The sequence below is a fragment of the Mesorhizobium sp. M0848 genome (assembly GCF_040319805.1).
Lineage (GTDB): Bacteria > Pseudomonadota > Alphaproteobacteria > Rhizobiales > Rhizobiaceae > Mesorhizobium.
Genome location: NZ_JAMYOM010000026.1, coordinates 77,398 through 96,465 on the forward strand (window position 1 = coordinate 77,398; position 19,068 = coordinate 96,465).

20 protein-coding genes are annotated in these 19,068 nt (G+C 63.2%); 11 read left to right on the top strand and 9 right to left on the bottom strand.

Translation table 11 applies throughout. The features are described from left to right. On the bottom strand, positions 1-918 hold the full coding sequence (locus NKH95_RS26380) for a LysR family transcriptional regulator (protein ID WP_352893717.1): 918 nt from the start codon (positions 916-918) through the stop codon (positions 1-3). Between the two features lie 128 nt (positions 919-1,046). Here NKH95_RS26380 and NKH95_RS26385 point away from each other — a divergent pair, with 128 nt between their 5' ends. Further along, positions 1,047-1,685 carry a DsbA family protein gene (locus NKH95_RS26385; protein WP_352893718.1) on the top strand — a complete coding sequence of 213 codons (639 nt, stop codon included), beginning with the start codon at positions 1,047-1,049 and terminating at the stop codon, positions 1,683-1,685. Between the two features lie 35 nt (positions 1,686-1,720). After that, positions 1,721-2,332: an NAD(P)-dependent oxidoreductase gene (locus NKH95_RS26390; protein ID WP_352893719.1), complete on the top strand. Its 612-nt coding sequence runs from the start codon at positions 1,721-1,723 to the stop codon at positions 2,330-2,332. Between the two features lie 171 nt (positions 2,333-2,503). Here the strand turns inward: NKH95_RS26390 and NKH95_RS26395 are convergent, their stop codons facing one another. The 5 genes from NKH95_RS26395 to NKH95_RS26415 all read right to left on the bottom strand — a co-directional run bounded on the left by NKH95_RS26395 (position 2,504) and on the right by NKH95_RS26415 (position 7,972). Then, positions 2,504-3,280: an ABC transporter ATP-binding protein gene (locus NKH95_RS26395; RefSeq protein ID WP_023812434.1), complete on the bottom strand. Its 777-nt coding sequence runs from the start codon at positions 3,278-3,280 to the stop codon at positions 2,504-2,506. Beyond that, positions 3,277-4,281 carry an ABC transporter ATP-binding protein gene (locus NKH95_RS26400; RefSeq protein ID WP_352440806.1) on the bottom strand — a complete coding sequence of 335 codons (1,005 nt, stop codon included), beginning with the start codon at positions 4,279-4,281 and terminating at the stop codon, positions 3,277-3,279. The genes NKH95_RS26395 and NKH95_RS26400 overlap by 4 nt, the downstream gene beginning before the upstream one ends. After that, positions 4,278-5,108 (bottom strand): ABC transporter permease, encoded by an 831-nt coding sequence (locus tag NKH95_RS26405; RefSeq protein ID WP_352893720.1) that lies wholly within the window; start codon positions 5,106-5,108, stop codon positions 4,278-4,280. The genes NKH95_RS26400 and NKH95_RS26405 overlap by 4 nt, the downstream gene beginning before the upstream one ends. Further along, complete coding sequence (locus tag NKH95_RS26410) at positions 5,105-6,091, bottom strand: ABC transporter permease (protein WP_352893721.1); 987 nt, start codon at positions 6,089-6,091, stop codon at positions 5,105-5,107. Before NKH95_RS26410 ends, NKH95_RS26405 begins: the two co-directional genes overlap by 4 nt. Positions 6,092-6,361: 270 nt before the next feature. Next, complete coding sequence (locus tag NKH95_RS26415; RefSeq protein WP_352723251.1) at positions 6,362-7,972, bottom strand: ABC transporter substrate-binding protein; 1,611 nt, start codon at positions 7,970-7,972, stop codon at positions 6,362-6,364. Here NKH95_RS26415 and NKH95_RS26420 point away from each other — a divergent pair. Continuing rightward, the gene (locus NKH95_RS26420) at positions 7,971-8,225 is read left to right on the top strand and encodes a hypothetical protein (RefSeq protein ID WP_352893723.1); all 255 of its coding nucleotides are present in this window, start codon (positions 7,971-7,973) and stop codon (positions 8,223-8,225) included. The genes NKH95_RS26415 and NKH95_RS26420 overlap by 2 nt on opposite strands. 118 nt (positions 8,226-8,343) lie before the next feature. After that, entirely contained in the window at positions 8,344-9,534 is a 1,191-nt protein-coding gene (locus NKH95_RS26425; RefSeq protein WP_352893724.1) for a M24 family metallopeptidase, read from the top strand. A gap of 198 nt (positions 9,535-9,732) precedes the next feature. On the opposite strand, the gene NKH95_RS26430 is transcribed toward NKH95_RS26425, so the two are convergent. Genes NKH95_RS26430 through NKH95_RS26440 form a run of 3 tightly spaced genes read right to left on the bottom strand, consistent with a single transcriptional unit; the run spans position 9,733 to position 12,229 of the window. Continuing rightward, complete coding sequence (locus tag NKH95_RS26430; RefSeq protein WP_352753833.1) at positions 9,733-10,149, bottom strand: cupin domain-containing protein; 417 nt, start codon at positions 10,147-10,149, stop codon at positions 9,733-9,735. Between the two features lie 7 nt (positions 10,150-10,156). Next, positions 10,157-11,020 carry a phosphoenolpyruvate hydrolase family protein gene (locus tag NKH95_RS26435; RefSeq protein ID WP_352761626.1) on the bottom strand — a complete coding sequence of 288 codons (864 nt, stop codon included), beginning with the start codon at positions 11,018-11,020 and terminating at the stop codon, positions 10,157-10,159. A gap of 12 nt (positions 11,021-11,032) precedes the next feature. Next, entirely contained in the window at positions 11,033-12,229 is a 1,197-nt protein-coding gene (locus NKH95_RS26440) for a Tm-1-like ATP-binding domain-containing protein (RefSeq protein ID WP_352893726.1), read from the bottom strand. 111 nt (positions 12,230-12,340) lie between these two features. Between NKH95_RS26440 and NKH95_RS26445 the strand changes: the two genes are divergently transcribed. The 7 genes from NKH95_RS26445 to NKH95_RS26475 all read left to right on the top strand — a co-directional run bounded on the left by NKH95_RS26445 (position 12,341) and on the right by NKH95_RS26475 (position 19,065). Beyond that, on the top strand, positions 12,341-13,036 hold the full coding sequence (locus NKH95_RS26445) for a TetR/AcrR family transcriptional regulator (protein WP_352893727.1): 696 nt from the start codon (positions 12,341-12,343) through the stop codon (positions 13,034-13,036). 359 nt (positions 13,037-13,395) lie between these two features. Further along, the gene (locus NKH95_RS26450) at positions 13,396-14,712 is read left to right on the top strand and encodes an ABC transporter substrate-binding protein (RefSeq protein WP_127293507.1); all 1,317 of its coding nucleotides are present in this window, start codon (positions 13,396-13,398) and stop codon (positions 14,710-14,712) included. A gap of 65 nt (positions 14,713-14,777) precedes the next feature. Next, complete coding sequence (locus tag NKH95_RS26455) at positions 14,778-15,683, top strand: carbohydrate ABC transporter permease (RefSeq protein ID WP_013529495.1); 906 nt, start codon at positions 14,778-14,780, stop codon at positions 15,681-15,683. Between the two features lies 1 nt (position 15,684). Next, complete coding sequence (locus NKH95_RS26460) at positions 15,685-16,644, top strand: carbohydrate ABC transporter permease (protein ID WP_013529496.1); 960 nt, start codon at positions 15,685-15,687, stop codon at positions 16,642-16,644. Then, on the top strand, positions 16,641-16,862 hold the full coding sequence (locus NKH95_RS26465) for a hypothetical protein (RefSeq protein WP_127293505.1): 222 nt from the start codon (positions 16,641-16,643) through the stop codon (positions 16,860-16,862). Before NKH95_RS26460 ends, NKH95_RS26465 begins: the two co-directional genes overlap by 4 nt. Continuing rightward, on the top strand, positions 16,859-17,962 hold the full coding sequence (locus NKH95_RS26470; RefSeq protein ID WP_023812449.1) for an ABC transporter ATP-binding protein: 1,104 nt from the start codon (positions 16,859-16,861) through the stop codon (positions 17,960-17,962). The genes NKH95_RS26465 and NKH95_RS26470 overlap by 4 nt, the downstream gene beginning before the upstream one ends. Further along, on the top strand, positions 17,962-19,065 hold the full coding sequence (locus tag NKH95_RS26475; RefSeq protein WP_128304526.1) for an ABC transporter ATP-binding protein: 1,104 nt from the start codon (positions 17,962-17,964) through the stop codon (positions 19,063-19,065). Before NKH95_RS26470 ends, NKH95_RS26475 begins: the two co-directional genes overlap by 1 nt. Positions 19,066-19,068 lie beyond the last annotated feature (3 nt).

Here is a 19,068-nt window from a genome sequence, read left to right on the forward strand (position 1 = left end):
TCAAGCCGCGGCAACACCGCGCGATCGCCGTCTCTCGGCCGCCGCGAGCAGATCGACGAAGGTGCGCACCTTGGCGGGCCGGAACCGGGCCGGCGGAAAGACCGCGTGGATGCCGCCTGACGGCAGGCTCCAGTCGGCAAACACCGGCACCAGCCGCCCCTCGGCGATATCGTCGCTGACGCTGTAGTCCGGAAAGACGCCGAGCCCGATGCCGACGAGCACGCAAGCCAGGGCGGCGGGGCTCTTGTCGCACATGATGACCGGATTGAGTTCGGTCAGCACCGTTTCGCCGTCCCTGGAAAACAGCCATTGGCCGATGCCACGCAACTGGGCGTTGCCGACCCAGGCCAGCGATCTTGCCTGGCGCGGCGTCACGTCGGGCGGCAGGCTCGCCGCGAAGCCAGGGCTCGCCACCACGATCTGCCGGATCGTCCCCAGGCGCCGCGCCTGGTTCGAGGAATCGGTGAGCCAGCCGACGCGGATGCCGAGATCGATCTGCTCGTCCACCAGATTGCTGACGGCGTCGTCGAAGATCGCCTCGACGCGCATATGCGGGTAGGTTCTGAGATAGGCCGCCATGACCGGAGCCACCATCTTGGTGCCGTAGTCGAGTGGCGCCGTCAGCCTCAGCGTTCCGCTCGGTTCGACGGCTCCGCGCGAAATTTCGCCATAGGCCGCCTCCGCTTCCCGCAGGATGATCATCGCGCGGTCATAGAAGAGGCGGCCCTCTTCGGTCGGCGTGACCCGCCGGGTCGTACGCTGCAGCAGCGTTGCGCCCAGTTCTTCCTCGAGCTTGCCGATCTGATGGCTGACCACGGCCTTGGCGACGCCAAGCCGGTCCGCCGCCGCGGTGAACGAGGCGGTTTCCATCACCGTAGTGAAGTAGGCGAGCCGATTGAGGTTCAGAAGTTCGGCCAAGCTGGCAGTCTTTGTATGATCAGATCAGACAGTTTGTATAATTGGGCACCGTTTATCGCAAGACCCCCGCCTGCCACATATGAGCCAAGGGCATTCGCCAAGCCGGCAGCCCAGGGATGGCAGCGATTATGAGCAATTCAGAAGTGACCTATCTTTTCGATCCGCTGTGCGGCTGGTGCTATGGCGCCACACCGATGCTCGGCAGACTGTCGGCCACCGGACTGCACGTCGAGCTCCTGCCGACCGGCCTGTTCTCGGGCTCCGGCGCGCGTCCGATGGACGAAGGTTTTGCCGCCCACGCCTGGGCGAACGACCAGCGCATCGAGCGCCTGACCGGACAGTCGTTCACGCAGTCCTATCAGCGCAATGTCCTCAATGTTCGTGGGACCTTGCTGGACTCGCATGCCGCCACGTTTGGCATCAGTGCCGCCGGCCTGGAAGACCCCAGCCGCCGGCTTGCCGCGCTGAAGACGATCCAGCATGCGCGCTATGTCGACGGCCGCGATGTCGTGACGATCGGTGGTGTCGCCGAGGTGCTCGCCGCCGCCGGCATGGCGGACGCCGCCGAGTTGCTGAAAACACCGACGGAAGGGCTGCTGACAGCCCACCGCGAGCTGGTCGGCCGCGGCCGAGCACTGTTCCAGCGCCTGCATGCCGATGGCGTGCCTTCGCTGGCGGTCATCCGCAACGATGCGCCCCGGCTCATCGGTTCGAACGCACTGTTCGGCAGCTTCGACAATCTCGTCGCCCATATCGCGGCGGCGTGATCCCCAGCAAATCTTCAACAAGGGAACTGAAAGACATGGCAAAAGTCGCTCTCATTGGTGCATCCGGCGCAGTTGGTTCGCGCCTTCTCAAAGAACTCTCCGATCGCGGCCACACCGTCACCGGCATTGCGCGCAACCCGGAAAAGATCGCGGCGCTGCCACGCGTGACGGCCAGGAAGGGCGACGTCTTCGACGAGCAGGGTCTTGCCGATCTGATCCGCGGCCATGATGTGGTGATCAGCTCGGTGCATTTTTTGGACAGCGACGCCGACACGCTGATTGCCGCTGTGCGGGCCTCCGGCGTGAAGCGCTATCTCATCGTTGGCGGCGCCGGCAGTCTCGAAGTCGCGCCCGGCAAGCGGCTGGTCGATACCCCCGAATTCCCTGATATCTACAAGGCCGAAGCGCAGAAAGGCGCCGACTTCCTGGACAAGTTGAAGACGGTCGGCGACCTCGATTGGACGTTCCTGTCGCCATCCGCGATGTTCGTGCCGGGCGAGCGCACCGGCAAATTCCGCCTCGGCAAGGACACGCTTCTCGCCTCCGACAAGGGGAGCAGCATTTCCTTCGAGGACTACGCGATCGTCATGGTCGACGAGATCGAGAAGCCTGCCCACATCAGGCAGCGCTTCACCGTCGGCTATTGAGCGAACGGGTGGTGGCGGCCGGAGCTCAATCGAGGCCGGCCGACGCCAGCCGCATGAAGATTTCGCGGACGGCGACGCCCCGGTAGGTCATCGGTGACGACGCCGTCCCGTCTCGGTGCCTTGGGCAAAGCAAATGCTGGGCTGTCATGCCTGCGATCTCACTTTTCGGGATCATGGTCCGGCCCGGTTCAATCTTGGCGCGGCCGCCACCAGCGCCTTGCCGATGGCTGATTGCGGCGCGCCGATGACGGTTTGGGCATCGCCGTTTTCGGCAATTCGGCCGGCGTCGAGAAGGATGACGCGGTGGGCGACCGACCTGATGACGCCGAGATCATGTGAAATGAAGAGATAGGCGATCTTTTCCTGGCGTTGCAGGTCGAGCAAAAGCTCGAGGATCTCCCCGCGCACGGAGACGTCAAGCGCCGACACCGCCTCGTCGAGCACGATCAGCGACGGCTTCGTGACGATGGCGCGGGCAATGGCGACACGCTGCCGCTGGCCGCCGGAGATTTCATGAATGGCGCGCGGCGCGAGATTAGCCGTCAGCCCGACGCGCTCCAGCAACGCGGCGATGCGGCGCGGGCGCTCGGCGCGGGAGGCGATGCCATGGATGCGCAAGGGATCGTCGAGCACACGCGCCACCGTGGCGCGAGGGTTGAAGGCGGCCAATGGATCCTGGAATACCATTTGCAGGCGTGCGCGGCGTGCTCGCAGCGCGGCGCCGCTCAAGGCCAGGAAATCGTCGCTTTCGAATTCGATGCGTCCGTCGTCCGGCTCGATCAATCGCAGCACCAACCGCGCGATCGTCGACTTGCCGCTGCCCGAAGGTCCGGCCAACGCCAGCGTCTCACCGGGGTCGATGTGAAAGGAGACATCGTCGACGGCAGCGATGGTCTTGCCGCCGCGACGGTAGCGCTTGGTGAGGTTGGACACCGCCAGCAGGTTCATGCGTGGAGCCTGGCTCGGTTCAGCAATGGCCTGGTGTCGAGGCCTATATGGGCGTCGAGCAATGCACGCGTATAGGGCTGGGCCGGGGCGCCGACAATCTGCGCCGTCATGCCAAGCTCGACCAACTGGCCATGACGGAAAACGGCGATGCGCTCGGCAAGCTCGGCCGCCAGCGCGATGTCATGGCTGATGAACAGCAGCGTCATGCCGTCCTCGTTCACCAGTCGTCTGATCAAGGCAACGATCTCGGCCTGCACGATGGTATCGAGCGCGCTGGTCGCTTCGTCGGCGATCAGCAACTTCGGACCGGCCGCAATGGCGGCGGCGATCGCCACACGCTGCTTCTGGCCGCCGGAGAGCTGATGCGGGAAGGCGCGCAAGGCCGAGTCCGGATCTGGCAGGCGGACGCGCTCGAGCAGGCTTTTGGCCCTGGCATAGGACTGGGACCAGGTGAGGCCGAGATGCGTGCGCGCCACTTCGGCGATTTGCTTGCCGATGGTCATCACCGGATCGAGGCTGGCGGACGGGTCCTGGAAGACGAAGCCGATGTCGCGGCCGAGGCGGGGGATTTTGTTGAGTTCGGGTTTGAAAGGCTGGCGTTCCGTCACCCCCCCCTCTGTCCTGCCGGACATCTCCCCCGCAAGGGGGGAGATCAGCAGCTTCGCCGACCGCTCCCCTTCCGCGACATTGGTGATTGGCGAAGGCAGAGGTGAGAGCGTAATCTCCCCCCTTGCGGGGGAGATGTCCGGCAGGACAGAGGGGGGTGCCTTGGCGCCCGATGAGGACAAAAACCAATCGATGCGACCTCCAACCTTGGCAGAAGCCGGCAGCAGCCCGGCAATGGCCAGTGCCAGCGTGCTCTTGCCCGAGCCGCTTTCGCCGATGATGGCGAGGCGTTCGCCAGCGGCGATGTCGAGGCTGACGCTCTTCAGTGCCGCCACCTCGCTGCCGTCGCGGCGGTAGGTCACCGTCAGGTCGCGGATCGTAGCCAGGGCGGTCACGAAAGGCCTCTCCTGACTGCCGTCGTCTCGACGATGCCTTCACCAGCGAGATAGACGCCGAGCACGGTCAGAACCAACGCTATGCCCGGGACGATCGACAGGAAGGGCGCGGTGCGCAGCACGGCGCGGCCTTCTGCTATCATGCCGCCCCAGGTGACCCGGTTGGGGTCGCCCAAGCCGAGGAAAGACAAGGCCGCTTCGGTGAGGATCGCGGCGGCGACGATCACCGACGACATCGCCAGCACCGGTGGCAAGGCGTTGGGCAGCACCTCGCGAAAGGCGATCGCCAGCGGGTGCATGCCGATGACCCTGGCCCCGGCGACATAATCGCGTTCGCGAATGGAGAGGACTTCAGCGCGGGCTACTCTAGCCGGTCCGGTCCAGGTGCCGAGAGCGATGGCAATCACGACGACGCCGAGCGACGGTCCGACGACGCTGACGAAGGCCAGCGCCAACAGGAAGCTCGGCACGGTCTGAAAGGCGTCGGTGACGCGCATCAGCACCTCGTCGACGAGGCCGCCGGCAAAGCCGGCCAATGTGCCGACCACCGCGCCGACGACAAGTGCCGCCGCCGCGGCCGCGAGCCCGACGGCCAGCGACGTGCGGGCGCCATGAAAAAGCTCGGCCAGCACGTTGCGGCCAAGCCGGTCGGTGCCGAGCGGCAGCGACCAGTCCTGGAACGGCGGCAGCAGCGCCGGCCCGGCAATCGCTTGCGGATCGCCGGGGAACAGCAGCGACGCCGACAGCGCCATGGCGATCAGCATCGCCAGGAGGAGGGCGCCGGCGACCGCCTCGGGCGTGCGCAGAAAGCGGCGGAGCGGGCTCATGCGTCGGCCTCGCCGGCGCCGACGCGCGGGTCGAGGAAGGCATAGGCGATGTCTACGGCAAGGTTGATGACAATGACCAGGACGGCGCTGGTGAGAATAATGCCAAGCAGAAGCGGCGTATCGCGGGAGGCGACTGCCTCCTGCGCCAGGCGGCCGAGGCCGGGCACGGAAAACACGCTCTCGATGACGACGCTGCCGCCGAGCATCTGCGCCGACTGCAGGCCGAGCATGGTGACCAGCGGCAGCAGCGCATTGCGGGCGACGTGGGCGAGCACGATGCGACGGCGTGACAACCCTTTGGCGCGTGCGGCCAGGACGAAATCCTGCCGCCAGACCTCGGCCATGCCGGCGCGCATCATGCGCAGATAGAGCGCCAGATAGATGAAGCCGAGGGCGGAAACGGGCAGGATAAGATGGACAGCGATGTCGGCGACGCGATCAAGGCCGGTCTTGTCAGAGGCCAACGTCTCGATGCCGCCGATCGGCAGCCAGCGCAGATCGACGGCAAAGACGACGATCAGCACCAGTCCGAGCCAGAACCCAGGCACGGCATAAAGCGCCAGCGAACCGATCGACAGGAAGCGATCGCGAAAACTGCCCGGCCGCGCGCCGGCATAGATGCCGAGTGCCGAGCCGAGCCCGAAGGAGAGCGCGGTGGCGCTGACCATCAACAGCAGCGTGTTGGGCAGGCGCTCGAGGATGACGTCGCGGATCGGCCGGGAGAAGGTCACCGACTGGCCGAGGTCGAGATGCAGCAGCGCCCAGAGATAGTTGGCCAGCCGCGTCAGTTCCGACTGGTCGAGGCCCCAGCGATGGCGCAACAGCTCGATCATGCCGGCGTCGCCGCCGGTCGAGACGATATAGGCGTCGACCGCGTCGCCGGGGGCAGCTTCGAGCAGCAGGAAGGTGCCTATGACGACGATCAGCAGCACGAAGATGCTGCCGACGAGGCGACGGCGGAGCAGGGTGAGGGCGCGGGTCATGGGAAAAGGACGCCGGCCTGATCGTGAGAGGTGCGGTGTCTGGGCACCCCCCTCTGTCCTGCCGGACATCTCCCCCGCAAGGGGGGAGATTGGATGTCACCGACGGCTTCGCCAATTTTCGAGGTTGCATAATTGGCGGGGCGGACAAATAGCCGATCTCCCCCCTTGCGGGGGAGATGTCCGGCAGGACAGAGGGGGGTGTGAAGGATCGCGGCCTTAGGCCATGTCTCGCCCCCGATTTCGCCGCAAACTCTCATCCGCGCAACTGTGTCACGATTCCAGATACGTGTCCGCCCAGTTCGACACCGCCCAGCGCGGGTTGTTGGCGATGTTGCCGACAGTGTCGCGCGCGACGCTGATAAAACTCCATTCGGCGACGTTGATCAGCGGCAGGTCGGTGGCCACCTCCTTCTGGAATTCCTTGTAGAGGTCGGTGCGGGCTGATGCGTCGAGCGTCTCCGATGCCTTGGCGATGAGCGCGTCGAGCGCGTCGTTCTTGTAGCCGCCCTGGTTGGAGAACGGCACGCCGTCCGGAATGCCGCTCTGCACCAGGATGGTGGTGGAAATCGCCGGGTCGCCGCGGAACACCGGCGGGCCGACGGCGAGGTCGAAGGCGTGATCGGTGTAGACCGCCTTGATATGCGCGGCCGAGTCGTTGTTGACGAGCTCTGCGTCGATGCCGATGGCGGCGAGCGCCTGGCGCAGATAGTCGCCGAACTGCTTGGTCTCGTTGAAATAGGGCGCAGGCAGCAGTTTTAGCGTGAAGCGCTTGCCGTCCGGACCTTTCTTGTAGCCGGCCTCGTCGAGCAGCGCGTTGGCCTTGGCGACGTCGAAGGCATAGGTCGGCACATCGGCGGTGTAGAATTGCGGATCGTTCTTCGGCACCGGACCGGTGGCCGTGGCGGCATAGCCGAGGAACACCGTCTTGATGACGAAATCCTTGTCGATGGCATGCGCGATCGCCTGGCGTACTTTCAGGTCGGCCAGTTCCTTGCGGCGATGGTTGATCTCGACGACAAGCTGATAGGTCAGCCCTTCGTAACCCTTGGAGATCACCTTCAGGCCCGGCACTTTCGAGATGCGGTCGAGGTCGGCCAGCGGCACGGCGGAAAAGGCTGCGAGCTGGATCTCCTCGGCCTCCAGCGCGCTCGCCGCTGACGTGCGATCCGGCAGCACCTGATAGATGATCTCGTCGAGATAGGGCTCGTCCTTGCCCCAGTAATCCGTGTTCTTCGTCAGCCGGTAATATTGGCCGGCCTTGTACTCGCCGAATTTGAACGGCCCGGTACCGATCGGCGCGTTGTTGGCCGGGTTGTCCTCGATCTTGCCGACCTCGTAGATGTGCTTCGGCACCACGCTGCTCAGCGCCGGCAGCGCGTTGCGGATCAGCTGGAACGGCGTCGGCTTGGCGAATTTGAAGATGGCGGTGAGATCGTCGGGCGTGTCGACGCTGGCCAGATCCTTGAACACAGTGCGGCCGAGATTCTGCAGCGGCTTCCAGATCTGCAGCGCCGAAAAGGCGACGTCGGCCGAAGTGAACGGCTTGCCGTCATGCCATTTGACGCCGTCGCGCAGTTTGAACGTCGCCGAGAGCCCGTCGGCGGCACCTTCCCAGCTCAGCGCCAGCCGTGGTGCAAGCCCGTCCTTGCCGTCGAAGGAGGCTTCGGCCAGCGTTTCGACGATCTTGCTGGAGATGAAGAACACGCCGTTGGAGGCGACAATCGCCGGGTTGAGGTTGCGCGGTTCGGAATCGGCGGCAAGCACCAGCCGCCCGCCCTTCTTTGGCGTCTGCGCCCAGCCCGGTGCCGGCATTGCGGTGGAGGCCAGCAGCATTGCCGAACCGGCAAGCATCGTGCGTCTGGAAATCGTGAAACCTGACATGATCGAACTCCGTCCTCTCCGCGACCCGGTCGGGTGCGCCAATACCCCTCGGACGCCGGCAAGCCCGCCAGCATCCCTTGCGGCGGCAATTATGAGCTTTGCCGAGGGTTTCGCCAGAGACGGAATTGGCGCATCCTCGCTTGGCTTTGAAATTTTCGTCCGCTGGACCAGTTTGGAGGGCGTGGCTCAGTTCAATCAATCTGGTAAGACCAGATTGATTGAATGTGCGACGAATGACAACATAGAGACGTAGAGAGGCGACATTTCATCTCTTTCTGGCTGGACCAGAATGGGCAAAATGGTGCAGATTTGACCACTGCCAAGGGATCGGGAGCGGAACTGCGGCGATCCGGCTATTCAGGGAGAGAGAGATGAACATTGCTCCGGGCAAGAATGCCGTCGGCAATATTCCGTTCGACCAGGCAAGGGTCGACCGGCTGATGGAGGAGGCCGGCATCGATGTGCTGCTCGCCACCTCCAAGCACAACACGCAATATCTTCTGGGCGGCTACAAGTTCATCTTCTTCGCCGCCATGGATGCGATCGGCCACAGCCGATACCTGCCGATCGTCGTCTACGAAAAGGGTGGGCCGGACCATGCCGCCTATATCGGCAACCGCATGGAAGGCGGCGAACATCAGAACAACCCGTTCTGGACGCCGACGCTGCACGCCGCCTGCTGGGGCACGCTCGACGCCGCCAACCTTGCGGTCGAGCATCTGCAGAAGATCGGCAAGGCCGGCGCCCGCATCGGCATCGAGCCTGGCTTCCTGCCGTCGGACGCCTATACGCTGATCCGCAAGGCGTTGCCGGATGCCAGGCTGATCGACGCGACCGACATGCTGGAGCGCATGCGCGCCATCAAGACCGATGCGGAACTGGAGAAGCTGCGCACGGCCTCCGAACTGATCACCGATTCCATGCTGGCGACCATTGCCTGGGCGCGCGAAGGCACGACCAAGGGCGAGATGATCGAACAACTGCGGCGCGAGGAAACCAATCGCGGCATTCATTTCGAATATTGCCTGCTGACGCTGGGCTCCAGCCACAACCGCGCCGCTTCACCGCAGGCGTGGAAAAAAGGCGAGGTGCTGTCAATCGATTCCGGCGGCAATTATCACGGCTATATCGGCGACCTCTGCCGCATGGGCATCCTCGGCGAACCGGATGCCGAACTTAGAGATTTGCTGGCCGAGGTCGAGACGGTGCAGCAGGCGGCCTTCTCCAAGGTCAAAGCGGGCACGCTGGGCGGCGACATGATTTCGCATGCCGAGGGCGTGCTGAAGGCTTCGAAGGTCGCGCCCTACACGGATTTCTTCGCCCATGGCATGGGGCTGATCACGCATGAAGCGCCGTTCCTGATGACGAACCATCCGGTCACCTATGAAGGCACCTATGCGGCCAAGCCGCTGGAGAAGAACATGGTGCTTTCGGTGGAGACAACCATGCTCCACCCGACGCGCGGCTTCATCAAGCTGGAGGACACGCTGGCGGTCACCGACACCGGCTATGTGATGTTCGGTGATCGTGGCAGGGGATGGAACAGGGGTGGTGCGGCCTAGCTGGTACTGAAGGGCGCTGCCCCCTCACCCGGATTGCCATCCGAATAGCGAAGAGCAATTCGGGGCAATCCGACCTCTCCCCGAGGGGAGAGGTCGGAGCCGGCGATGATGCTCGTCTCTTCTCCCCTTGGGGAGAAGGTGGCCGCGAAGCGGCCGGATAAGGGGGGCCTCCCAGCAAACGCGGGAACGGAGGAAAGATCACTGCCCCGCCGGAACCAGCCTGAAGTCCGGTAATTCCCGCAAAACCAGTTCGGGCCCTGCCGGCGAATAGACGACGAAAAGCTGCATCGGCCCGTCGCCGGTGTTCAGCGTCGAATGAAAGCGGCTTTCCGGCACATAGATGGTGCAGCCGGGGCCGACTTTTGCGACCACCGGATTGCCCTTTTCGTCCTCAACCATCTGCTCGCCATGACCGGAGATGACGAAGATGATTTCTTCCGCGCCCGGATGATTGTGGCGCGTGTGACCCTTGCCGGAAGGCAGGTCCACCACACCGCCGGAAAAGCGGGTTGCGCCATTCACTTCGGGCGCCACCGTCAGCGCCAATTTTCCCCAGTCGAAGCCGAAGGCGCTGACGTCCTTCGGGTAGACAAATACCTTGCTCGTGTCAGTCATCGTCTCATCATCCCTTCTTTTTCTTCGTGGTCTTGTCACCACCAAGTGTCACCGCCTTGAAATCGGCCGTCTGTTTGGCGATCGCGGCTTCCGCCGGCAGCCGTTCCATCGAACTTGCGCCATAGAAGCCGTGCAGGCCCTTGGCCTGGGAGAGAATATAGCGGGCGTCGTCGGGCATCGAAATCGGGCCGCCATGGCAAAGCAGGATGACATCCTTGCGCACCGAGCGCGCGGCATTGGCGATGGCGTCGATCTCCTGAACGCAGTCGTCGAGCGACTTGGCTGACGTGGCGCCGATCGAGCCGCCTGTCGTCACACCCATATGGGCGACGACGATGTCGGCGCCGGCTTTTGTCATGGCGCGGGCTTCGTCGGGGTTGAAGACATAGGGCGTGGTCAAGAGATCGAGCTTGTGCGCCGAGGCGATCATGTCGACCTCGAGGCCGAAGCCCATGCCGGTTTCCTCGAAGCTTTGCCGCATGCTTCCGTCGAACAGACCGATGGTGGGAAAGTTCTGCACGCCGGAAAAGCCCATGGTCTTCAGCTCGGCCAACAGCAGCGGCATGATGACGAACGGGTCGGTGCCGTTGACGCCGGCAAGCACAGGCGTGTGTCTGACCACCGGCAGCACCTCATAGGCCATTTCCTTGACGATCTCGTTGGCATTGCCATAGGCGAGCAGGCCGGCGGCCGAGCCGCGCCCGGCCATGCGGTAGCGGCCGGAATTGTAGATGATGATGAGGTCGATGCCGCCGGCTTCCTCGGCTTTCGCCGACAGGCCGGTGCCGGCGCCGCCACCGACGATCGGCACGCCCTTGTCGATCATTCCCCTGAATTTCTTCAATATGTCCTTGCGCGGTATGGCGGGCATCTTTGATATCTCTCACTGTCTGGCGATGTCGAGGAAGGCTGATGTTGCAGCCTTTGCGAATTCCGGGTCGTTGATGTGCAGCGGCAGGCGCGTCACGCGGCGCTTGCTGTTGGGCTTGATGGTGCGCTCGATGGCATCGAACAGAACGGCGTCGGCTTCCGGGTCGAAGAAGGCGCCGCCTTCGATGTCGAGCGCCGAGACGCCTTTTTCCGGGATGAGAAAATGCACCGGCCCCCCGCAGCGGGCGAGCTTGGTGCCGATCCACTCGCCGATCGCACGGCATTCGTCCGCCGTGGTGCGCATCAGCGTGACATTCGGATTGTGTTCGTAGAACAGCCGATCGCGATAGTGCTCCGGGATGGTCGAAGGCGCCCAGAAGTTCACCATGTCGAGCGCGCCGACGGAGCCGACATAGGGCAGCCCCGTGCGAGCGATGGCGCCGAAACGATCGTCAGTCGCCGGCAGCACACCGCCGAATAGCAGGTCGCAGACTTCGGTCGTGGTGATGTCTACGACGCCGGACAGCAAGCCGCTGTCGGCCAGCTTTTCCATGCTGCGGCCGCCTGTGCCGGTGGCGTGGAAGACCATGCAGTCATATCTAGAACGGAGCTGCTCGGCGATGGCGGTCACGCAAGGCGTGGTGACGCCGAACATGGTGAGGCCGATCGACGGCCGGCCGTCGGGCGGTGGCGCCGGCCTTGCCGCCATGCCCGATATCGCCTGGGCGGCATTGTGCAGCACGACACGGGAGAGCCGGTTCAGTCCGGCCATGTCGGTCACAGCAGGCATCATGATGATGTCGGAAACGTCGACGTAGGGTGCGGTATCGCCGGAGGCGAGCGTCGAGACCATGATCTTGGGCAAGCCGAGCGGCAGGGCGCGCATGCCCGACGTGATGATCGATGTGCCGCCACCGCCGCCGATGCCGATCATGGCTGCGATGTCGTTGCGCGATTGGGCAAAGCGGGCGAAGGCGATGCCCATCGCGGCGACCGCGGCGCCACGATCATTGCCGCCGAGCACGGCGTCACGGCCGCCGGGATGATGGTCGGCGATTTCCCTCGCGCTGATATCGACGGGGATGGTTGCGCCGCGCGTTCCGACATCGACACGGCTAACGAGGGCGCCCGCAGCAGCGATCGCATCGGCCAGGAAGGCGAGTTCCTCGCCCTTGGTGTCCGCGGTACCCACCACATAGATACGCTTCATTGCGCTCTCCCAATCCTGGCAGGCGCGATGCCGCCTCCATCACTCATTGCCCGGGCCGCTCGACGATGCGGACGCCATTGCAAATTTTTGAGACGAGCGTATCGTATTGGCATGAATGTCTCACGTCAACAATCCGCTGCGATCGACGACGCTGAACGGGCAACCGGTCCAGTGCCCGAACGTGGGCCGCGCGCGCGGACGAAACGGCTGATGCTGGAGACGGCAACAAGGCTGATGCAGGCGGGCGTCACACCTTCGGTCAGCGAGGTCGCCGAGGCCGCCGAGGTTTCCCGCGCTACCGCCTATCGTTACTTCCCGAGCCAGGCGGTGCTGGTGCAAGCGGTGGTCGACGAGGGGCTGGGGCCGATCCTCACCTGGCAATCGACCTCCGCCAATGCCGAGCGCCGGGTCGCGGAGCTGTTCGACACGGCCATGCCGCGCATCGAGGCCTTCGAAGCCACGTTCAAGGCAGCACTGAAGCTGTCGCTCGATCAATGGGCGCGACGTCAGGCCGGCACGCTGGGCGGTGAGCCCGCCTTTACGCGCGGCCATCGCATCGACTTGCTGAAAGATGCGATCGCGCCGCTCAAGGGCCGTTTGCCGCCGCGCGACTTCAAGCGGCTGGCGCAGGCGCTGTCGCTGATCTTCGGCGTCGAGGTGCTGATCGTGCTCAAGGATATCTGGGGGCTGGACAGCCGCCGGACGAGGGCGGTCGCACAGTGGGCGGCCGGGGCGCTGGTGCGTGCGGCAGTCGCGGAATCGGTCGATGAAGGAGGCAGCCTCGATCCGAAGGCAGTCATGAAATAGAACCTAACTGGTTCGACCAGATTGGCATGCACACTACCGATCTTAGCCGTTGGGTGGAGTATCGGACAATACCCAATCATATCACTGAGTAGGAAAATCTTGGTAAAACAGGCAGATAAAGCGGGAATCCCATGGCAATGGCCATGTCAAGCTGCCAAGAAAGGGCTTGACGTGCATGCAAAATTGGTAATACCAGATTGGATCAGAAATGCGGATCGAAAGTGAGGGCTGCGATCCATTTTCCGGCGGGGCGAGGAGGCTCGAAACCGGAAAGGTGCGATCACGGGAGGAACTACCAGGGCCGGCCACGTTGCCGGCTCGCACGATAAGGTAGAACGCGCACAAGGGAGGAAATCATTATGCGCAAGTTAGTGACCAGCGTACTTGCTGGTATCGGCTTAACGCTTGCCTGCGGAACGTCCGTTTACGCGCAGGAAAAGTCACTCACCATCTTCTGGGCTGAATGGGATCCCGCAAACTATCTGCAGGAACTCGGCAACGAGTACGAGAAGCAAACCGGCGTCAAGATCACGGTGGAAACCACCCCGTGGGCCGATTTCCAGACCAAGGCCTTCACCGAGTTCAACGCCAAGGGCAGCGCCTATGACCTGGTCGTCGGCGACTCGCAATGGCTTGGTGCCGCCTCCGAGGGCGGTCACTATGTCGACCTCACGGACTTCGTCAAAGAGAACCAGGTTCTCGACAAGATGGCTCCGGCGACGGTCAAGTTCTACTCCGAATATCCCGGCAACAGCGGCAAATACTGGTCGATCCCGGCCGAGGGCGACGCAGTGGGCTGGGCCTACCGCAAGGACTGGTTCGAGGACCCGAAGGAAATGGAAGCGTTCAAGGCCAAGTATGGCTACGAACTTGCCGTTCCCAAGACCTTCAAGGAAATGACCGACATCGCGGAGTTCTTCAATAGGCCCGACCAGAACCGCTACGGCATCGCCATCTACACCCAGAACCAGTATGACGGCCTGGCGATGGGCTTCGAGAACGCGCTGTTCTCGTATGGCGGTGAGCTCGGCGACTTCGGCACTTACAAGGTCGACGGCATCATCAACTCGGACAAGGCGGTAGCCGCGGCAGAAAACTACCGCAAGCTGTTCGGCTTCACGCCTCCGGGCTGGACCAACGCCTTTTTCGTCGAGAACAACCAGGCCATCACCGAAGGCCTGGCGGCGATGAGCATGAACTACTTCGCCTTCTTCCCCTCGTTGATCAACGAGGCGTCGAACCCGCATGCCAAGAACACCGGCTTCTTCGCCAACCCGGCAGGTCCAGGTGGTGAGCAATTCGCCGCGCTCGGCGGCCAGGGCATTTCCGTCGTCTCCTATTCCAACAACAAGGAAGAGGCGATGAAATTCCTGAAGTGGTTCATCCAGGACGATACGCAGAAGAAGTGGGCAGCCCTCGGCGGCTACACCTGCAACAAGGCCGTGCTGGAATCGGCCGAGTTCCAGAACGCCACGCCCTACAACAAGGCCTTCTACGACACGATGTTCAAGGTCAAGGACTTCTGGGCGGTGCCGGAATATGCGGAACTGCTGCAGCAGCTCAACCAGCGTGTCTATCCGTACATCGTAAACGGCGATGGTACGGCCAAGGAAATGCTGGATGCGCTGGCGAAGGATTGGGACGCCACGTTCAAGAAATACGGCCGCGGCCAATAACCGACATGTAGTGCGGAGGAGGCCCGTGCCTCCTCCGTTTTCTTTTTCAGGAATGGGAGCAGGTCTTGGCGACCACAATGATCACACCGCTGAATACCTCCTCCAGAGCCGCCTCTCGCGGCCTCAGCGACATTTCGATACGCAACCTCTTCATCATCCCGACGATCGTGTTCCTGATCGTCTTCAACATCTTTCCGCTGATCTATTCGCTCGGCTATTCCTTCACCGACTTCCGCGCGTCGACCAATGCGCCGGCCAATTTCGTCGGACTGAAGAACTATCGCGAACTCCTCAGCGACCCTTATATCTGGAACAATTTCGCGGTGACCGCGAAATACGTCATCGTCTCGGTCGTCGGTCAGGTTGTCGTCGGCTTTGGAACGGCGATGCTGCTCAATCGTACCATTCCGCTCAAGGGCCTGATCACGACATTGCTGCTCTTGCCGATGATGCTTTCGATGGCGGTGGTCGGCCTGTTCTGGAAACTGCTCTACGATCCGTCCTGGGGTGTCATCAACTACGTGCTCGACCTCGGCAAATTCCAATGGCTCGGCGATCCGAAGATGGCGCTCTACGCGGTCGCGTTCACAGACATCTGGATGTGGTCGCCCTTCGTCATGCTGTTGTCGCTCGCCGGGCTTTCGGCGGTGCCGAAGCATCTTTATGAAGCTGCCGCGATCGACCGCGCCGGGCCGTTCTATACCTTCTTCCGCATCACGCTGCCGCTGGTCGCGCCGATCCTGATGATCGCGGTCATCTTCCGCACCATGGAAGCCTTCAAGACTTTCGATCTTGCCTATGTGCTCTCGACGCAGCCGAGCACCGAGGTGATTTCCATCCGTCTCTACAAGATGGCTTTCCAGGAATGGCAGACAGGGCGCTCCTGCGCGCTTGCCTATATCGTGCTGATCATGGTGCTGGCGATCACCAACATCTATGTGAAATACCTCAACAAAGTTAAGGAGCGCTGAGATGGCGGCCGTCCAGACTTCGGGTGAACGGGCGCTCAACAAGGTCGCTATTGTCGCCGTTCTTTTGGTGACGATCATCTTCCTGGCGCCGATCTACTGGATCGTGGCGACCTCGTTCAAGCCACGCAACCTGGCCACGACGATCCCGCCGACCGTGATGTTCGAGCCGACCATCTCGCCTTTCGTCAAACTTTTCACAAAGCGCTCACAGTTGCGCAGCCCGCCGTCGGCCGAAGAATATGCCGCCGCGCCGTGGTGGGAGCGCGTCGTGTTCGACGGCGGCGAGAAGATCGTGCGCGACGGCAAGGGCCAGGTGCAATGGTCGGGATATCCGAGCCGCTTCCTGAATTCGCTCATCATCGCCATCACCTCGACGGTGTTGGCGGTCGGCATGGGGACATTCACCGCCTATGGCTTCTCGCGTTTCAAGGTGAAAGGGGAGGCGGACCTGCTCTTCTTCATCCTGTCGACGCGCATGTTGCCGGCGGTGGTGGTCGCCATTCCGATGTTCCTGATGTACCGGGCAGTCGGGCTCAACGACACGCATCTGGGCCTGATCATTCTCTACACCGCCTTCAACCTGTCCTTCTCCGTGTGGCTGATGAAGGGTTTCATGGACGAGATCCCGAAGGAGTATGAGGAGGCAGCGCTTGTCGACGGCTACACGCGCATGGAGGCGTTCTTCAAGATCGTGCTGCCGGAGGCCGCCACGGGCATCGCCGCCACCGCCGTGTTCTGTTTCATCACCGCGTGGAACGAATACGCCTTTGCGCTGATCATGACCAACCGCCGCGCCCAGACCGCGCCTCCCTTCATCCCGAGCCAGGTCGGTTCGGGCCTGCCGGACTGGACGGTGATCGCCTCCGGAACCTTCCTGTTCCTGCTGCCGGTCGCCATCTTCACCTTCCTGCTTCGCAACCATCTGTTGCGCGGCATGTCCTTCGGAGCGATCCGCAAATGAGTTTTCGCGCCATCAACCAGAAATACCTCGAGCCCGGATCGCAGATCCTGATGGTGCTCGGCATCATCGCGCTCTGCCAGCCCTGGAGCATGCTGCTGCACACCTATGGCCTGACCATCATCCTGATCGGACTCGTCGGCTTCAACGTAACCTCCAAGATCGCGCCCGAGGAAAAGGCCGGCACCGGCCAGGTGCGCAATCCGGGAGCACAGCATTGACCCAGATCGAGCTTCGCGGCGTCCAGAAATTCTTCGGCGCCGTCCAGGTCATCAAGGACCTGAACCTCAAGATCGCCGACAACGAGTTCATCGTGCTGCTGGGCCAGTCGGGCTGCGGCAAGACGACAACGCTGCGCGCCATCGCCGGGCTGGAAACCATCGACGAGGGCGACATCTTCATCGACGGCAAGCCGGTACAGCATTTGAAGGCCGCCGACCGCGACATCGCCATGGTGTTCCAGTCGTTCTCGCTCTATCCGCATATGAGCGTCTACGAGAACATCGCCTTCCCCTTGCGTGCCACGCGCAAGAGCAAGACGGAGATCGACAGCGAGGTTCGCTCCGTCGCCAAGACGCTGCAGATCACCGACCTGCTGGACAAGAAGCCGTCGGCGCTCTCGGGTGGCGACATGCAGCGCGTCGCCATCGGCCGGGCGCTGGTGCGGCGGCCGAAGGCCATGCTGATGGACGAGCCGATCGGCGCGCTCGACGCCAAGCTGCGCGAGGAGATGCGCGCGGAAATCAAGCGGCTGCACATCAAGCAGGGCTCGACCACCATCTATGTCACGCACGACCAGATCGAGGCCATGAGCCTGGCCGACCGCATCGTCATCATGCACGCAGGCGTCTTGCAGCAGGTCGGCACGCCCGACGAGGTCTATTCGCAGCCGGCAAATCTGTTCGTGGCGCAATTCGTCGGCAGCCCGGTGATGAATGTCACCGATGCCGCAGTCGCCGAGACCGGATCCGCGGTCTCGGTAACGGTCGGCGGCGCGGCTTCCGGCTTCGAATTTCCGCAGGCATTGCTGTCGAAGCTCAACGGCCATGCCGGGCGGCAGCTCGCGCTGGGCATCCGCCCGGAGGGCGTGCTCATTCGGCGCGAGGCAACCGAGGGCTTCGTGCCTGTCGACACGCATATCGTCGAGCCGCTCGGCTCCTTCGACATCGTCGATCTCAAGGTGGGAACCGAGTTGCTGCGGGCCCGCACCAAGAGCGGCTTCGTTGCCGGACCCGGTGAAAGGGTCTTCGCCAGGATCGACCCGACCCAGGCGCACTTCTTCGACAAGGCAAGCGGCAAGTCGCTTGAGGTGAGACTCTGATGGCCCATATCCAGCTCAAGAACATCTCGAAGACCTTCGGCAACCACACTGCGCTCACCGGGCTCGATCTTGATATTGCCGATGGCGAGTTCTTCGTGCTGCTGGGCGAGACGGGCGCCGGCAAGACGACGACGCTGCGGCTTATCGCCGGCCTGGAAAAGCCGAGCGAAGGCCAGGTCTTCATCGACGGCGTCGATGTCGCCGACTGGGGTGCGGCCGAGCGTGACGTGGCGCTGGTGCTGCAGCAATATTCGCTCTATCCGCGCTACACGGTGCGCGAAAATCTAGAATTCCCGCTCAAGCCGAAAATCCGCCGGCTGCCCGACGCCGAGATCAAGGATCGCGTCGACCGTGCCGCCCGTACGCTGCGGATCGAGCATCTGCTCGACCGCAAGACGGATCGGCTGTCCGGCGGCGAGATGCAGCGCGTCTCGATCGGCCGCGCCATCGTGCGCAAGCCGCGTGTGTTCCTGATGGACGAGCCGCTGTCGGCGCTCGACGCAAAGCTGCGCGAGGCGCTGCGGACTGAACTGAAGAACCTGCAGATGCAGCTCGGCGCCACCTTCCTGTTCGTCACCCACGACCAGATCGAGGCGATGTCGATGGGCGACAAGGTGGGCGTGCTCAACCATGGCCGCATCGTCCAGACCGGTACGCCGCACGAGATCTACAACAACCCGCGCGACACCTATGTGGCAAGCTTCGTCGGCTCGCCGCCGATGAACCTCATCGACGGCAAGCTTGTGAACGGCCGCGCGGTGATGGCTCCGTTGAACTTCGAACTGCCTTTTTCGCAGGGCGCCAAGACTTTTGGGGGGCTAAAGGCGGGTGCGGCGACCGACGGTCGCCCGCTCGTCTTCGGCATTCGTCCCGAGGACGTCTATCTCGAGAGCGGCGCGCCGGTCGAGGCGCGCGTCCACGACGTCGAGAATCACGGCGTCGAAAAGATCCTGACGCTGCGCGTCGGCGACGCGACGCTGCGTGCCACCGTGCCGGCCAGGACTGACGTCGCCATCGAGCAGGCGGTGCGCTTTGCCTGGAACCCCGACAAGGTGGTGCTGTTCGACAAGGGCAGCGGCGTCAGCTTGCGACACGCCTCATAGGCT

Coding starts and splice junctions, on each gene's coding strand:
- NKH95_RS26425 (WP_352893724.1), top strand. CDS start 8,344: ATGAACATTGCTCCGGGCAAGAATGCCGTCGGCAATATTCCGTTCGAC.
- NKH95_RS26405 (WP_352893720.1), bottom strand. CDS start 5,108: ATGAGCCCGCTCCGCCGCTTTCTGCGCACGCCCGAGGCGGTCGCCGGC.
- NKH95_RS26460 (WP_013529496.1), top strand. CDS start 15,685: ATGGCGGCCGTCCAGACTTCGGGTGAACGGGCGCTCAACAAGGTCGCT.
- NKH95_RS26445 (WP_352893727.1), top strand. CDS start 12,341: ATGAATGTCTCACGTCAACAATCCGCTGCGATCGACGACGCTGAACGG.
- NKH95_RS26415 (WP_352723251.1), bottom strand. CDS start 7,972: ATGTCAGGTTTCACGATTTCCAGACGCACGATGCTTGCCGGTTCGGCA.
- NKH95_RS26475 (WP_128304526.1), top strand. CDS start 17,962: ATGGCCCATATCCAGCTCAAGAACATCTCGAAGACCTTCGGCAACCAC.
- NKH95_RS26390 (WP_352893719.1), top strand. CDS start 1,721: ATGGCAAAAGTCGCTCTCATTGGTGCATCCGGCGCAGTTGGTTCGCGC.
- NKH95_RS26420 (WP_352893723.1), top strand. CDS start 7,971: ATGATCGAACTCCGTCCTCTCCGCGACCCGGTCGGGTGCGCCAATACC.
- NKH95_RS26450 (WP_127293507.1), top strand. CDS start 13,396: ATGCGCAAGTTAGTGACCAGCGTACTTGCTGGTATCGGCTTAACGCTT.
- NKH95_RS26430 (WP_352753833.1), bottom strand. CDS start 10,149: ATGACTGACACGAGCAAGGTATTTGTCTACCCGAAGGACGTCAGCGCC.
- NKH95_RS26440 (WP_352893726.1), bottom strand. CDS start 12,229: ATGAAGCGTATCTATGTGGTGGGTACCGCGGACACCAAGGGCGAGGAA.
- NKH95_RS26410 (WP_352893721.1), bottom strand. CDS start 6,091: ATGACCCGCGCCCTCACCCTGCTCCGCCGTCGCCTCGTCGGCAGCATC.
- NKH95_RS26385 (WP_352893718.1), top strand. CDS start 1,047: ATGAGCAATTCAGAAGTGACCTATCTTTTCGATCCGCTGTGCGGCTGG.
- NKH95_RS26435 (WP_352761626.1), bottom strand. CDS start 11,020: ATGCCCGCCATACCGCGCAAGGACATATTGAAGAAATTCAGGGGAATG.
- NKH95_RS26395 (WP_023812434.1), bottom strand. CDS start 3,280: ATGAACCTGCTGGCGGTGTCCAACCTCACCAAGCGCTACCGTCGCGGC.
- NKH95_RS26465 (WP_127293505.1), top strand. CDS start 16,641: ATGAGTTTTCGCGCCATCAACCAGAAATACCTCGAGCCCGGATCGCAG.